The organism is Bradyrhizobium sp. PMVTL-01 (assembly GCF_051861855.1).
Lineage (GTDB): Bacteria > Pseudomonadota > Alphaproteobacteria > Rhizobiales > Xanthobacteraceae > Bradyrhizobium.
The window spans coordinates 8149840-8162044 of record NZ_CP193982.1; the positions used below are offsets into that span (position 1 = coordinate 8149840).

General features: G+C 65.3%; 13 protein-coding genes. 5 read left to right on the forward strand and 8 right to left on the reverse strand.

Annotated elements, in window-relative coordinates; genetic code table 11:
- The first annotated feature begins 110 nt into the window (after positions 1-110).
- A complete protein-coding gene (locus tag ACRQ5Q_RS39265) occupies positions 111-764 on the forward strand; it encodes a S24 family peptidase (protein ID WP_439395146.1) in 654 nt (217 codons plus the stop codon).
- 66 nt (positions 765-830) lie between these two features.
- Here ACRQ5Q_RS39265 and ACRQ5Q_RS39270 read toward each other — a convergent pair whose 3' ends face one another.
- The 5 genes from ACRQ5Q_RS39270 to ACRQ5Q_RS39290 all read right to left on the reverse strand — a co-directional run bounded on the left by ACRQ5Q_RS39270 (position 831) and on the right by ACRQ5Q_RS39290 (position 5278).
- A complete protein-coding gene (locus ACRQ5Q_RS39270) occupies positions 831-2474 on the reverse strand; it encodes a lysine--tRNA ligase (RefSeq protein WP_439371612.1) in 1644 nt (547 codons plus the stop codon).
- A gap of 173 nt (positions 2475-2647) precedes the next feature.
- Positions 2648-3583: a transporter substrate-binding domain-containing protein gene (locus ACRQ5Q_RS39275; protein WP_439395148.1), complete on the reverse strand. Its 936-nt coding sequence runs from the start codon at positions 3581-3583 to the stop codon at positions 2648-2650.
- 226 nt (positions 3584-3809) lie between these two features.
- A complete protein-coding gene (locus tag ACRQ5Q_RS39280; RefSeq protein WP_439371614.1) occupies positions 3810-4400 on the reverse strand; it encodes an SCO family protein in 591 nt (196 codons plus the stop codon).
- A 22-nt stretch (positions 4401-4422) separates the two neighbouring features.
- A complete protein-coding gene (locus tag ACRQ5Q_RS39285; RefSeq protein WP_439371615.1) occupies positions 4423-4548 on the reverse strand; it encodes a hypothetical protein in 126 nt (41 codons plus the stop codon).
- Positions 4549-4756: 208 nt separating this feature from the next.
- A complete protein-coding gene (locus tag ACRQ5Q_RS39290) occupies positions 4757-5278 on the reverse strand; it encodes a hypothetical protein (protein ID WP_439371616.1) in 522 nt (173 codons plus the stop codon).
- A gap of 265 nt (positions 5279-5543) precedes the next feature.
- Between ACRQ5Q_RS39290 and ACRQ5Q_RS39295 the strand changes: the two genes are divergently transcribed.
- From ACRQ5Q_RS39295 to ACRQ5Q_RS39310, 4 genes are all read left to right on the forward strand, one after another.
- Positions 5544-7202 carry an FAD-binding dehydrogenase gene (locus ACRQ5Q_RS39295; protein ID WP_439395150.1) on the forward strand — a complete coding sequence of 553 codons (1659 nt, stop codon included), beginning with the start codon at positions 5544-5546 and terminating at the stop codon, positions 7200-7202.
- A gap of 3 nt (positions 7203-7205) precedes the next feature.
- Positions 7206-8123, forward strand: a complete 918-nt coding sequence (locus ACRQ5Q_RS39300; RefSeq protein WP_439395152.1) for an alpha/beta hydrolase family esterase — start codon at positions 7206-7208, stop codon at positions 8121-8123.
- A 97-nt stretch (positions 8124-8220) separates the two neighbouring features.
- Entirely contained in the window at positions 8221-8571 is a 351-nt protein-coding gene (locus tag ACRQ5Q_RS39305) for a RidA family protein (protein WP_211402612.1), read from the forward strand.
- 160 nt (positions 8572-8731) lie between these two features.
- Positions 8732-9097, forward strand: a complete 366-nt coding sequence (locus ACRQ5Q_RS39310; protein ID WP_439371619.1) for a nuclear transport factor 2 family protein — start codon at positions 8732-8734, stop codon at positions 9095-9097.
- 195 nt (positions 9098-9292) lie between these two features.
- On the opposite strand, the gene ACRQ5Q_RS39315 is transcribed toward ACRQ5Q_RS39310, so the two are convergent.
- The 3 genes from ACRQ5Q_RS39315 to ACRQ5Q_RS39325 form a co-directional block, all read right to left on the reverse strand.
- Positions 9293-10135, reverse strand: a complete 843-nt coding sequence (locus ACRQ5Q_RS39315) for an amidohydrolase family protein (protein WP_439371620.1) — start codon at positions 10133-10135, stop codon at positions 9293-9295.
- Positions 10136-10138: 3 nt separating this feature from the next.
- Entirely contained in the window at positions 10139-11116 is a 978-nt protein-coding gene (locus ACRQ5Q_RS39320; RefSeq protein ID WP_439399947.1) for an aldo/keto reductase, read from the reverse strand.
- Positions 11117-11220: 104 nt separating this feature from the next.
- Positions 11221-12153: a sugar-binding protein gene (locus ACRQ5Q_RS39325; RefSeq protein ID WP_439371621.1), complete on the reverse strand. Its 933-nt coding sequence runs from the start codon at positions 12151-12153 to the stop codon at positions 11221-11223.
- Positions 12154-12205: the final 52 nt, after the last annotated feature.

Genomic DNA, 12205 nt, shown 5'->3' on the forward strand with positions numbered 1-12205 from the left:
CTTGTATTCCCTCCACCCGACAACCGCTTTCCCATCACCCCTTGCGCGACTAACGGAAAACCGGTTGATTTGAGGATAGTTTTCCTGAGTTGCGACGGGCTGGACCTTCCATGGTCAGACAGGCCAAAGCGCAGAGGATGCTGACTCACGACCAGATCTGGGTCGCGCTGGATCGGCTCGCGGCGCGCGCCGGCCTGTCGCCGTCCGGCCTTGCCAAGCGTGCCGGGCTCGACCCTACCACGTTCAACAGGTCCAAGCGCGTCACCCCTGATGGCCGCGAGCGCTGGCCCTCGACCGAATCGATCGCGAAGGCGCTGGCGGCGACCGGCGACTCCATCGACACCTTTGCAAGGCTGATCGACGCCGAGGCAGGCGACGGCCGTTCGGTGCCGCTGCTCGGCCTCGCGCTCGCCGGTGCGAGCGGCGCGTTCGACGAGTCCGGCCTTCCATCGGGCAAGGGCTGGACCGAAGTCGCGCTTCCCATCCCCGAGGACAGCCAGACGTTTGCGCTGGAGATCGCCGGCGATGCGCTTGCGCCCACCTATCGCAACGGCGACGTCATCCTGGTCTCACCCGGCACACCGATCCGCAAGGGCGATCGTGTCGTGGTGAAGACCACAGCGGGCGAGCTGACGATCGCAACGCTGAAGCGCCGCACGGCAAAGGCGCTGGAATTGCAGCCGCTCGATGCCTCGCAGGCCGAGCGCACGATGGCGGCGGGCGAGATCGCCTGGGTCGCAAGGATCGTGTGGGCGAGCCAATGAGGCAAACTCGCTGTCGCCCGGACGACGATGGTGAGATGAGGGTCGCTACAATTGCGACCCGACGCCTCACGCGCTCCTTGCCAGCGCGCCGTCGATCATGTTGACGGCGTTCTGCACGCCGTACACCGCGACGAAGGAGCCGAAGCGCGGGCCCTTCTCCTGGCCGAGCAGGACCTGGTAGAGCATGTTGAACCAGTCGAGCGTGACGCCGGGGCGGCCGTCCTTGCCCTTCTTGACCTGGTCGAGGAACGGCTCGCGGCGGCCGATCTCGTAGACGACGTTCTGGATGTCCTCGGCCGAGGCATCCTGCGGAAGCTGCGAGAGCGCATCGCGCAGATCCTGCAACGCAGCGCGCTCCGTGTCGGTCGGCACGCGGAACTGCTTCGTCGGCGCGACGAAGTCGCGGTAGTAGTTGATGGCGTAGCCGACCATCGCATCGAGCTTGGGATGCGTCTTGGGCGTCACGCCGGGGCGGTAGCGGCCAATGAAGCCCCAGAGCGTCTCGGCGTTCTCCGCGTTCGACGACGACACCAGCGTCAGCAGCAGCTGGAAGGTGACGGGCATGTCGCCCTGCGGCGGCTTGCCGTTGTGGATATGCCAGACCGGATTGCCGAGCTGCTGCTTGCGATCCTGCTTCGGAAAGCCGTCGATGAATTGCTGATAGTCATCGACGTTGCGCGGAATGACGTCGAAATACAGCCGCTTGGCCGCCTTCGGCTCGCGGTACATGAACAGCGACAGCGATTCCGGCGAGGCGTAGCGCAGCCATTCGTCGATGGTGAGGCCGTTGCCTTTCGACTTCGAGATCTTCTGGCCCTTCTCGTCGAGGAAGAGCTCGTAATTGAAGCCTTCAGGCGGCGCGGCGCCGAGCGCCTTCGCGATGGCGCCGGACAGCTTCACGGAATCGATCAGGTCCTTGCCGGCCATCTCGTAGTCGACGCCGAGCGCGACCCAGCGCATCGCCCAGTCGGCCTTCCACTGGCATTTTACATTTCCGCCGGTCACCGGCGTCTCAACTTCCTGATTGGTGTCGGGATCGACATAGGTCACCGTGCCGGCCGCGACGTCGCGGCGGATCATCGGCACCTGCAACACGACGCCGGTGGTCTTGCTGATGGGAAGGAACGGCGAATAGGTGGCGCGGCGGTCCGGCCCCAGCGTCGGCAGGATGATCGCCATGACCTTGTCGTAGGCAGCAAGCATCTTCAGCAGCGTCGCGTCGAAGCGGCCTGATGTGTAGTAGTCGGTCGAGCTCGCGAACTCGTAGTCGAAGCCGAAATGATCGAGGAAGGCGCGCAGCCGCGCATTGTTGTGGTGGCCGAACGACGGGTACTCGTTGGAGAACGGGTCCGGCACCCGCGTCAGCGGCTTGCCGAGATGCGCGGCCAGCATCTCCTTGTTGGGGACGTTGTCCGGCACCTTGCGAAACCCGTCCATGTCATCGGAGAACGCGAGCAGGCGCGTCTTGATCTTGTCCTCGGTGAGCACGCGGAAGGCATGGCGCACCATCGAGGTGCGCGCGACCTCGCCGAACGTGCCGATATGCGGCAGGCCCGACGGGCCGTAGCCCGTCTCGAACAGCACCTCGTCCTTCGGACTTTTCTTCAGCCGCGCGACAATGGCCTTCGCCTGCTCGAACGGCCAGGCGTTGGATTGTTCGGCAAGCGTGCGCAGGTCGCTCGGGCTCATGCTGGGATCGATAACGGACATCAAGGGGCCTCCGGGCCGCGGAAAATAGCGATTTCCGGGCAGAATGCAATTTTGTGGGCGGTATTGCCTCTGGCACCGTCATTGCGAGCGAAGCGAAGCCATCCAGACTGTCGCTGCGGAAACAGTCTGGATAAGGGCTCCTTGCAATGACGGCGGAGAGAGCAGCGAAGAAACTAAAACGGGCTCACCGAAAAATAGCGCAGCCACAGATCGGTGTAGCGGCCTTTTTCCCAGACGCGGAAGAGAGCCCAGTTCAGGGCCTGGCGCAGCACGTCGTTGCCCTTGCGGACGGCGATGCCGATGCCTTCACCGAAGAAGCGGCTCTCGACGAAGGGACCGCCGGAGAAGGCGCAGCAATCGCCGGAATCGGTGCCGTTGATCCAGAACGCGAGCGAGATGGCATCGCCGAAGATGAAGTCGACCTCACCCTTGCGCAGCGCGGCGCGCATCGCGTCGTCGCTCGGATAGGGATGCAGCTCGGCGTCGGTGAACATCACCTTCAGATACGCCTCATGCGCCGAGCCCGCGATGACGCCGACCTTTTTGCCCTCGAGATATTCCGGGCGGATCTCCCGCATCACCGCATCCTTGCGCGAGACGAAGCGCGCCGGCACGCGGTAATAGGGATCGGTGAAGTCGACGCGGGCGCGCAACTGCGGGCTCACCGCCATCGAGGCGATGATGGCATCGCCCCGGTTGGAGGTGAGCGCATCGACCAGCGTCTCGAAGCGGCGCATCTGCACCGTGCAGGTGACCTTGATCTCCTCGCACAGCGCGCGGGCGAGATCGACGTTGAAGCCGGCCGGGTTGCCGTCGGCCCCGGTGTAGTTGAACGGCGGATAGTCGGTCTCGGTCAGGAAGCGGATCACGGTCAGGCGCGACAGGTCCGGCCGCTCTGGGCGCCGGCGCGGGTCCCAGAACCCGGGCACGGCCTGGGGGGCCGCCTGGGGCGCCGGTTGCGGGGTGGCTTGAGGTGCCGACGGGGGCTGCTTGGTCGGGTCTTGGGCCCAGGCGCCAGGGTGGCCTGCGAGCAGGCAGAGGCCGGCTGCGAGCCCTGCCAGCAAGCCACGGACAGATTTGAACGATTTCGCCTGTTGCGAGGAAGCCATCGGCCGAAAGCAATGAATTTCGTTGGGATCAGAGGGCCTTATAGACCATCCACCCGGGAACGCGAGCGCGGAATGCGGCAAGTTCGCTCCCGCCCCGCCTGCGGGGCAGGCCGGTAAGAGGGTGCCTCCTCTGGGGGAGAGCCGTTAGTTAGGCGACAATCCTCAAGAGGACAAAACCCTCACCCGCGCCTTTCGGCGCGACCTCTCCGGCAGGCGAGGTGCCCCCTCAGAGATACCGCTTCAAATCGGCCGCCGCCTCTTCCGGCGTGCGCTTCAGGTTGAACGGCGAGACGAACCTGCCCTCGCGGTCCATCAGGTAGACCAGCGCGGTGTGGTCCATGGTGTAGTCGCCGTCCTTGGTCGGGACCTTCTTGGCATAGACCCGGTAGGACGCGATCACCTTGGCAGTTTCGGCGGGATCGCCGGACAGGCCCTCCAGATGCGGGTCGAAGCTGGACAGATAATCCTTCATCGTCGCCGGCGTGTCGCGCTCGGGATCGACCGAGATGAAGACGGCGTTGACCTTGTCGGCGTCCTTGCCCATGGCGCGAAGCACTTCCGACATTTCGAACAGCGAGGTGGGGCAGACGTCGGGGCAGTGGGTGTAGCCGAAGAAGATCAGGGTCGGCTTGCCCTTCAGGCTCTTCTCGGTGACGACCTTGCCGTTCTGGTCGGTGAGCTGGAACGGGCCGCCGATCGCCGCGGGCTGCGCCATCTTGCTGACCCCGCCCATGGCCCAGAACATGATGAGGAGCCCGAGGACGAGACTTGCGGCGAATGCGGTCGCGATCACCAGCGGACGGGCGGCGGAACTCATGGGCGGAAAACTTCCTGTCGGGTCAGAAGCAGGCGGCGAAACCGGTCCTGATCATTTCGAAGAACACCTGGCTGCCGTAGTGGAACCATAGCGCCAGCGCGCCGATCACGACCAGCCCGCCGAGGCCAGCGCCCGCCAAGACCAGCACGGACGGTGTCCCGCCGGCAGTGGACGAATTGTCCGGTAACTGATGTCCGGGGTGCAGTGGTTGAGCCATGACAACGTTGGGGGCGAAGGCCCCGGTTCCCAGGCTTTCAGATAGGCTTTAGCCCGCCGGCGGGCAAGGCGCCGCCACAAGGCGCCGCCAGCACTAAGGCGCCGCTGACGGGCTCGATGATCCCGGCACACCCGTGGTGTCAGTGAAGCAGCTGGCCCCGAGCCGTCTCGAGCTGTTCCACCTGCGGAAGGGGCCGACGTGCCGGCTTGATCGCCGAAGCCTGCGCGTCCATGTAGCAGGGCTTGTACATGGCCTGCAGCTGCCTGCCCCTCAGGAACAGCATGTGCGGGGTCAAGCCGCCGCGCTGGCTGATCCAGCGCCTCACCTGCGACGGATACATCGAATAGAGCATCTGGGTCGCTTCGGGATTGGTGACGGCGCGGCCATTGGCTCCGAAATCCCAGGCGGCATGGAAGCCGAGCGTTGCGCTCGAGGTCACACAGATACGGTCATGCGGAATGGCGCCGAGGACGATGGTGCAGGCCGAGGCGCAGAGGCCGTCGATGATCACGGTCTCGCCCGATTGCCTGAGGTCCTGGTATTTATCGACGTAGGTTCCAATCCGGCCGCCGCGGTCATCCGCGATCCGAACCACCGCGTGAGAAGCCTCCATGCCCGCGATCAAGAGAACCGCCGCAAGCAACCCCGTCAGAAACTTCATTGTCCCCCGCCCCAGTCGAATTCGAGTCTGCGTGTCAGGTGGTGATGCAGTGCTAGCGTCCGTCGTAACCAAGGTTTTGTCTAGGCAGGCCGGCTGGATCAAAACAAATTCAAGTCCAGTGTTGCGTCCGCGCTGCACCAGACCGGCCTCTATCCCGGACTGGAACAAGTTAACGAGGTCTTACGCGCCATGCCCTTGATCTCAGTTACGACCGCCGGCTTCAATCCGGGCAATTACAGGGGGGAACTCATGGAGGGGGAAGCGCATGGCTGAGGAAACGGACGTCATCGTCGTCGGCGCGGGACTTTCGGGCCTCGTCGCTGCCACCGAGATCGCAGATGCGGGCAGGCGCGTGATCGTGGTCGACCAGGAAGGCGAGCAGTCGATCGGCGGCCAGGCGTTCTGGTCCTTCGGCGGATTGTTCCTGGTCGATTCGCCGGAGCAGCGCCGGCTCGGCATCAAGGATTCGTTCGAACTCGCGATGCAGGACTGGCTCGGCACCGCCGGCTTCGACCGCGACGAGGATTTTTGGCCGCGCAAATGGGCCGAGGCCTATGTCGCGTTCGCCGCCGGCGAGAAACGCGACTGGCTGCGCGCGATGGGCCATCGCATCTTCCCCGTGGTGGGCTGGGCCGAACGTGGCGGCTACGACGCGATGGGCCACGGCAATTCGGTGCCGCGCTTCCACGTCACCTGGGGCACCGGCCCGGGCATCGTCGAGCCGTTCGAGCGCCGCGCGCGCGAGGCGATGAAGAGCGGCCGCCTCAGCTTCAAGTTCCGCCACCGCGTCGATGCGCTCTCCATCACCAACCGCACCGTGGATGGCGTCAGCGGCGCCGTGCTCGCGCCTGATGATGTCGAGCGCGGCAAGAGCTCCTCGCGCAACGTCGTCGGCGAGTTCGCGCTGAAGGCGCAGGCCGTGATCGTGGCTTCCGGGGGCATCGGCGGCAATCACGAGCTGGTGCGGGCGAACTGGCCGAAGCGGCTCGGTGAGCCGCCGAAGTTCATGATCTCCGGCGTGCCCGAGCATGTCGACGGCCGCATGATCGGCATCACGGAAAAGACCGGCGCGCGCCTGATCAACCGTGACCGCATGTGGCACTATGTCGAGGGCATCCAGAACTGGTCACCGATCTGGCCGCGCCACGGCATCCGCATCCTGCCCGGCCCTTCCTCGATGTGGTTCGACGCAACCGGCACGCGCTTGCCGGCGCCGCTGTTCCCCGGCTCCGACACGCTCGGCCAGCTCAAATACATCATGTCCACCGGTTATGATTATTCCTGGTTCATCCTGACCCAGAGCATCATCAAGAAGGAGTTTGCGCTGTCGGGCTCGGAGCAGAATCCCGACCTCACCGGCAAGAGCTGGCGCATGACCTTGCGCCGCGCCACCAACAAGGGCGCGCCCGCGCCGGTGGAGGCCTTCAAAAGCCATGGTGTCGACTTCATCGTGCGCGACAGGATCGAGGACCTTGTCGCAGAGATGAACAAGCTTGCCGGCAACGACCTGCTCAGGCTCGAGCACATCAAGATGCAGATCGAGGCGCGCGACCGCGAGCTCGACAATCCTTACGTCAAGGATGCGCAGGTGATGAACATCCACAATGCGCGCCGCTATATCGGCGACAGGCTGATCCGCACCGCTTCACCTCACCGTATCCTCGATCCCGCGCATGGGCCGCTGATCGCGGTCAAGCTCAACATCCTCACCCGCAAGACGCTCGGCGGCTTCGAGACCGATCTGGAGTCGCGCGTGTTCGGCGAGGAGGGACGGGTCATCCCCGGCCTCTATGCGGTCGGCGAAGCCGCGGGCTTCGGCGGCGGCGGCGTGCACGGCTATCGTTCGCTGGAGGGCACCTTCCTCGGCGGCTGCCTGTTCTCGGGCCGCAATGCCGGCCGCGCGGCCGCGAAAGCGGTGGGATAGATCATGATGCGATGGATGCAGGTCGGGATGTTTCTTGCGGCGTTGACCGCAGCCGCCGTCGCAGCCGCCGACACCATCGACGTCAACGGCGTGAAGCGCTCCTACACCTTGCAACTGCCGGCGAAGCGGCTTGTGCCGCTGGTGGTCGTGCTGCATGGCAAGACCCAGCGCGGCGCCGACATGATCGCGCGGACGGCCTGGCCGCAGGTCGCAAAACGCGAAGGTTTCGCCGTGGCATTTCCCGATGGCCTCAACCATGCCTGGGCCGATGCGAGAACGAAGGCGGGCCCCGCGCTCCGCGGCCCGCCCGAGGGCACCGATGACATCGCCTTCATTGCAAAGCTCGTCGAGAAGCTGGTGGCGAACGGCACCGCCGACCCGAAGCGCGTCTATGTCGCCGGCATCTCCAATGGCGGCGCCATGGCGATGACGCTTCTCTGTGCGCGCGCCGATCTGTTCGCAGCCGGCGCCAGCGTGGTCATGAACCTCACCGAAGAGGCCGCCGTCACCTGCCATCCGTCGCGGCCGCTACCGATACTGCTCATGAACGGCACGGCCGACCCGCTGGTGCCCTACACGGGCGGCCGCGGATCGAGCTATTTTGCCGCAGACGGGTTCTGGTCGACCGACGAGACGCTGGCCTTCTGGCGCAAGCTCAATGGCTGCGAGGCGGACGATGCGGCCACGGTCGATCTGCCTGAGAAGAGTCCTGCGGACCAGTCAACGGTCACCCGGATCACCTCGCGCTGCCCGACCGGGCACGACGTCGTGCTCTATCGCGTCAACCACGGCGGTCATCGCATGCCCGGCTTTGCGCCGGATGCCCGCTTTCCGAGGGTTGCGAGCAGCCTGCTCGGACCGCAGAACGGCGACATCGACGGCGCCGAGACGATCTGGTCATTCTTCAGTCAATTTCCGTGAATCGGCGCATGCGTTGGCGACGACGCATGCGCAACCGGGGTGGCTGACCGCGAGGCGCTGCGCTAGACAGGGCCGCCATTCCACCAGGAGATCCCAAATGAGCATTCAGCGTTTTGAAACCGGCCCGCGCATGAGCCAGGCCGTCGTACACGGCAACACCGTCTATCTCGCCGGTGTCGTCGCCAGCAACGCGGCCGGTGAAAGCGTGACCAAGCAGACCCAGGACATCCTGAAGACGATCGACGGCCATCTCGCCAAGGCCGGCACCGACAAGTCGAAGCTGCTCTCGGCCACGATCTACATCACCGACATGAAGACCTTCGGCGAGATGAATGCGGTGTGGGACGCCTGGGTCTCGCCCGGCAACACCCCGGCCCGCGCCACCGTCGAGGCCAAGCTCGCCGCCCCGCAATACACCGTCGAGATCATGGTGACGGCGGCGAAGTAACTTTCGCCAAGCAAGAGACACATGCGACTGAAGCGCGATGAGGCCATCATCGCGCTTCATTTTCTTACACGTGCCGATGACCTCCGAGGTAATCGATCGGCGCGCGCAATCCTTCGATAGTGACGATCAGCCGGATACGGCGTCATCGAAGGAGAGCACCATGACCGACCACACCGCCATCGCCCACTGCTATATCGATCTCTGGAACGAGCGCACGACAAGCCGCCGCCGCGAGCTGCTGAGCGAGACCTGGACGGCAGATGCGAGCTACGTCGATCCACTGATGAAGGGCGACGGCCCCGATGACATCGACGCGCTGATCGCGGGCGTGCAGCAGCGCTTTCCCGATTTCAGATTCAAGCTGATCGGCGAGCCGAACGGCTACGGCGACCATGTGCGCTTCTCGTGGGGGCTCGGCCCTGACGGCGTCGACAGCCCGATCAAGGGAACGGATTTCGCCGTGCTGAAGGACGGGCGGATCAGGAGCGTCACCGGATTTCTGGACCAGGTGCCTGCGGGAGCGTGAGGTCGCTGCGCATTACGGCGCCCTCTCCCCTTGGGGGAGAGGGCATCACCGCTCGCAGACACAGGCTCACTGAGGGGTATCTCTCGGCACGCGAGTCTCGAGAGGTTAGTTCGCGGAGAGGACCCCTCATCCGGCGCTTCGCGCCACCTTCTCTCACAAGGGGAGAAGGAAGAAAGAAGCGCGCATCGATAGCCGTCAAGCCAACCGATACGCCGCCCTCGCATTCGTCCCAAACGCTTTCTCCCGCACCTGCGGCCCGAGCTTCGCCAGGCACTCATCGAGCGCACTCTTGATCTCGCCGTAGCTGCCTGCGAGCAGGCACACCGGCCAGTCCGAGCCGAAGATCAGGCGGTCCTCGCCGAAGCATTTTGCGGCGTGCGCGACGAACGGATGCAGTTGCTCTACATTCCAGTCGTTCCAGACTGCCTCCGTCGCCAACCCGGAGATCTTGCACCAGACATTGCCGCAAGCAGCTAACGCTGCGATGCGATCGCTCCATTCGTCGCTGCCGCCGTCGGCGATCGGCGGCTTGGCGGCGTGGTCGAGCACGAAGCGCGCCTGCGGGAAGGCCTGCGCGGTTGCGATCGCGGCCGGAAGCTCGCGGGTGCGGACGAGGAAATCGTAGGCGAGGTCGCGGGCGAACACCGCGGTGAGACCGCGCTGGACGTCTTCGCGCAGCAGCCAATCCGCATCAAGCTCATCGTGGACCTGGTGGCGGATACCGACCAGCTTCGCGCCGCCGGGCAACGCGCGCAGCCGGTCGAGCGTTTCGCCGAGCTCGCCCCCGGTCAAATCGGCCCAGCCGACGACGCCGATCACCGCGGGCGTCACATGCGCGATGCGCAAAAATTCCTCGGTCTCCTCGAGGGCAGAGCGGCATTGAACCACGATACTGGCGTCGATGCCGTTCGCCTCTAGCAGCGGCGCGAGATCGGCGGGGCCGAAGGCACGGCGGATCGGTGTGAGCTCCGGCGCCTCCATCCAGGGATAGCCGGCACGTGCGGGGTCCCAGAAATGCTGATGGGCGTCGATGATCATGGCTTACGCTCCACCGGGCAGCGGCGCGCGGGCGTCGACGAGGTTTCGCGCGCGCAGCTCCTGCCAGAACGCCGCCGGCACAGTCTTCTCCGACATCGCGATGTTATCCGCGACCTCGCCCGCGTTGCGCGCGCCCATCACCGCGACCGTCACCGCCGGATGGGCCATGCAGAACTGCAGCGCGGCGGCCTTCAGCTCGGTACCGTGCTGGCGGCAGAGCTCGCCCAGCGTGAGCGCCCGCGCGATCAGCGCGGCGTCGGCATCCTGGTAGTTGAACTTCGCGCCGGTGTGCGGATTGGCCAGGATGCCGCTGTTGTAGATGCCGCCGAGCAGGATGCCGATATTCTTCGCCTGACAGACCGGAAACAGCGCATCCAGCGCGCCCTGGTCGAGCAGCGTGTAGCGGCCGGCGAGCAGGAAGCAGTCGACCGGCACGGCCTCGGCAAAACGAACCGGCATTTCCGACTGGTTCATGCCGGCGCCGATCGCCTCGACCGTGCCGTCGGTGCGCAGGCGTTGCAGCGCGCGGAAGGCGCCGGAGACGGCCTCGTCATAGTGATCGTCGGGATCGTGCACCAGCAGGACGTCGACACGGTCGAGCCCGAGGCGGGCAAGACTCTCCTCGACCGAACGCATCACGCCGTCATAGCTGAAATCGAACACGGGCCGTTCGCGCGGCGTGCCCTTGTAGTGCTCGTCCTCCGCAGCGCCGCCATCCGGGGCGCGCAGCAGGCGGCCGACCTTGGTCGAGATGGCATAGGACTCGCGCGTCTGCTGCTGCAGGAACGCGCCAAGCCGCCGCTCCGCGAGACCGAAGCCGTAGAGCGGCGCGGTGTCGAAGAAGCGGACGCCGAGCGCCCAGGCGCTTGCGAGTGTCGCCTCCGCATCGGCATCGCTGACAGGCGCAAACAACCCGCCGAGCGGGGCGGAGCCGAGGCCGATCGAGGTGACATCGAGAGGGCCAAGCCGCGAGCGTTTCATTTCCATTGCCTTACAGTCTTCATCCAGCAGCCCAAAGATCATCTGCCCCGCTTGCGCAAACCGCAAGCGGGGAAGCTCGCAGGAGCACGGGGCTGGCGCCGCTCCTACTTCAGCATTTGCGCGACGTTGTCCTTGGTGACGAGGTCGAGGCCGGTGTAGACGATCTCCGGCACCTTCTCGCCCTTCTTGATGGCGAGCAGCGTGTCCACCGCCTTCTCGCCCATCTCGAACGGACGCTGACCGACCAGCGCATTGGCATAGCCGTCACGCAGCAGCTCGAGCTGCATCTTCAGCGTATCGGCGACCACCAGCGTGAACTTGCCGGAATCGATGTCCTTCTTGTTCCTGGAGGCGAAGGCCTTGAAGCCTTCGGGGGCGAACATCGGCCAGCCGCCGATGGGCACGATGGCGGCAAGATCCGGCGTTGCGGTGCGCATGTCCGTCATCTGCTGGACCGCGAGCGCGGGATCGTCGTTGCAGAAGGTCGGGGAGCCCGCGACCTCGGTCCACTTCGATCCCTTCAGCGCCTCACGAACGCCATCGACGCGCTCGGCGAGATTCTTGGCGCCGGGACCGCCCGAGACCATCGCGTACTTTCCTCCGTCGGGCCGCATCTTCAGGAGTTGCTTGCCGAGCGCCAAGCCGAACTCCTTGTTGTTGGTGCCGATATAGGCGATGCGCTTGGAGCCCGGTGCATCCGCATCGAAGGTGATGACGGGAATGCCGGCGGCGGTCGCCGCCTCGATCGACTTGGTCATGGCCGCGACGTCGGCGACCGAGATGGCGAGGCCGTCGACCTTCTGAGTGACGAAGTCCTGGATGATCTGCGCCTGCGTTGCCGGCTCGTGCTCGACCGGCCCCTTGTAGATGCACTCGATGCTGCCGAGTTCCTTGGCGCGCTTGAGGCAACCGTCGCGCGCGAAGTCGAAGAACGGATTGTTCATCGCCTTGGGCACGATGACGAAGCGGTAGTTCGCGGCAAGCGCCGGCGTCGCCATCATCGCAACGGCGATACCGGCAAGAAGCAGTTTCCTCATTGTCTCCTCCACCCTTGTTTGGTGCCCATCCTCTCGAAAGTGCCCGGGAAGC

Coding starts and splice junctions, on each gene's coding strand:
- ACRQ5Q_RS39295 (WP_439395150.1), top strand. CDS start 5,544: ATGGCTGAGGAAACGGACGTCATCGTCGTCGGCGCGGGACTTTCGGGC.
- ACRQ5Q_RS39315 (WP_439371620.1), bottom strand. CDS start 10,135: ATGATCATCGACGCCCATCAGCATTTCTGGGACCCCGCACGTGCCGGC.
- ACRQ5Q_RS39265 (WP_439395146.1), top strand. CDS start 111: ATGGTCAGACAGGCCAAAGCGCAGAGGATGCTGACTCACGACCAGATC.
- ACRQ5Q_RS39325 (WP_439371621.1), bottom strand. CDS start 12,153: ATGAGGAAACTGCTTCTTGCCGGTATCGCCGTTGCGATGATGGCGACG.
- ACRQ5Q_RS39290 (WP_439371616.1), bottom strand. CDS start 5,278: ATGAAGTTTCTGACGGGGTTGCTTGCGGCGGTTCTCTTGATCGCGGGC.
- ACRQ5Q_RS39300 (WP_439395152.1), top strand. CDS start 7,206: ATGATGCGATGGATGCAGGTCGGGATGTTTCTTGCGGCGTTGACCGCA.
- ACRQ5Q_RS39270 (WP_439371612.1), bottom strand. CDS start 2,474: ATGTCCGTTATCGATCCCAGCATGAGCCCGAGCGACCTGCGCACGCTT.
- ACRQ5Q_RS39275 (WP_439395148.1), bottom strand. CDS start 3,583: ATGGCTTCCTCGCAACAGGCGAAATCGTTCAAATCTGTCCGTGGCTTG.
- ACRQ5Q_RS39310 (WP_439371619.1), top strand. CDS start 8,732: ATGACCGACCACACCGCCATCGCCCACTGCTATATCGATCTCTGGAAC.
- ACRQ5Q_RS39320 (WP_439399947.1), bottom strand. CDS start 11,116: ATGAAACGCTCGCGGCTTGGCCCTCTCGATGTCACCTCGATCGGCCTC.
- ACRQ5Q_RS39280 (WP_439371614.1), bottom strand. CDS start 4,400: ATGAGTTCCGCCGCCCGTCCGCTGGTGATCGCGACCGCATTCGCCGCA.
- ACRQ5Q_RS39305 (WP_211402612.1), top strand. CDS start 8,221: ATGAGCATTCAGCGTTTTGAAACCGGCCCGCGCATGAGCCAGGCCGTC.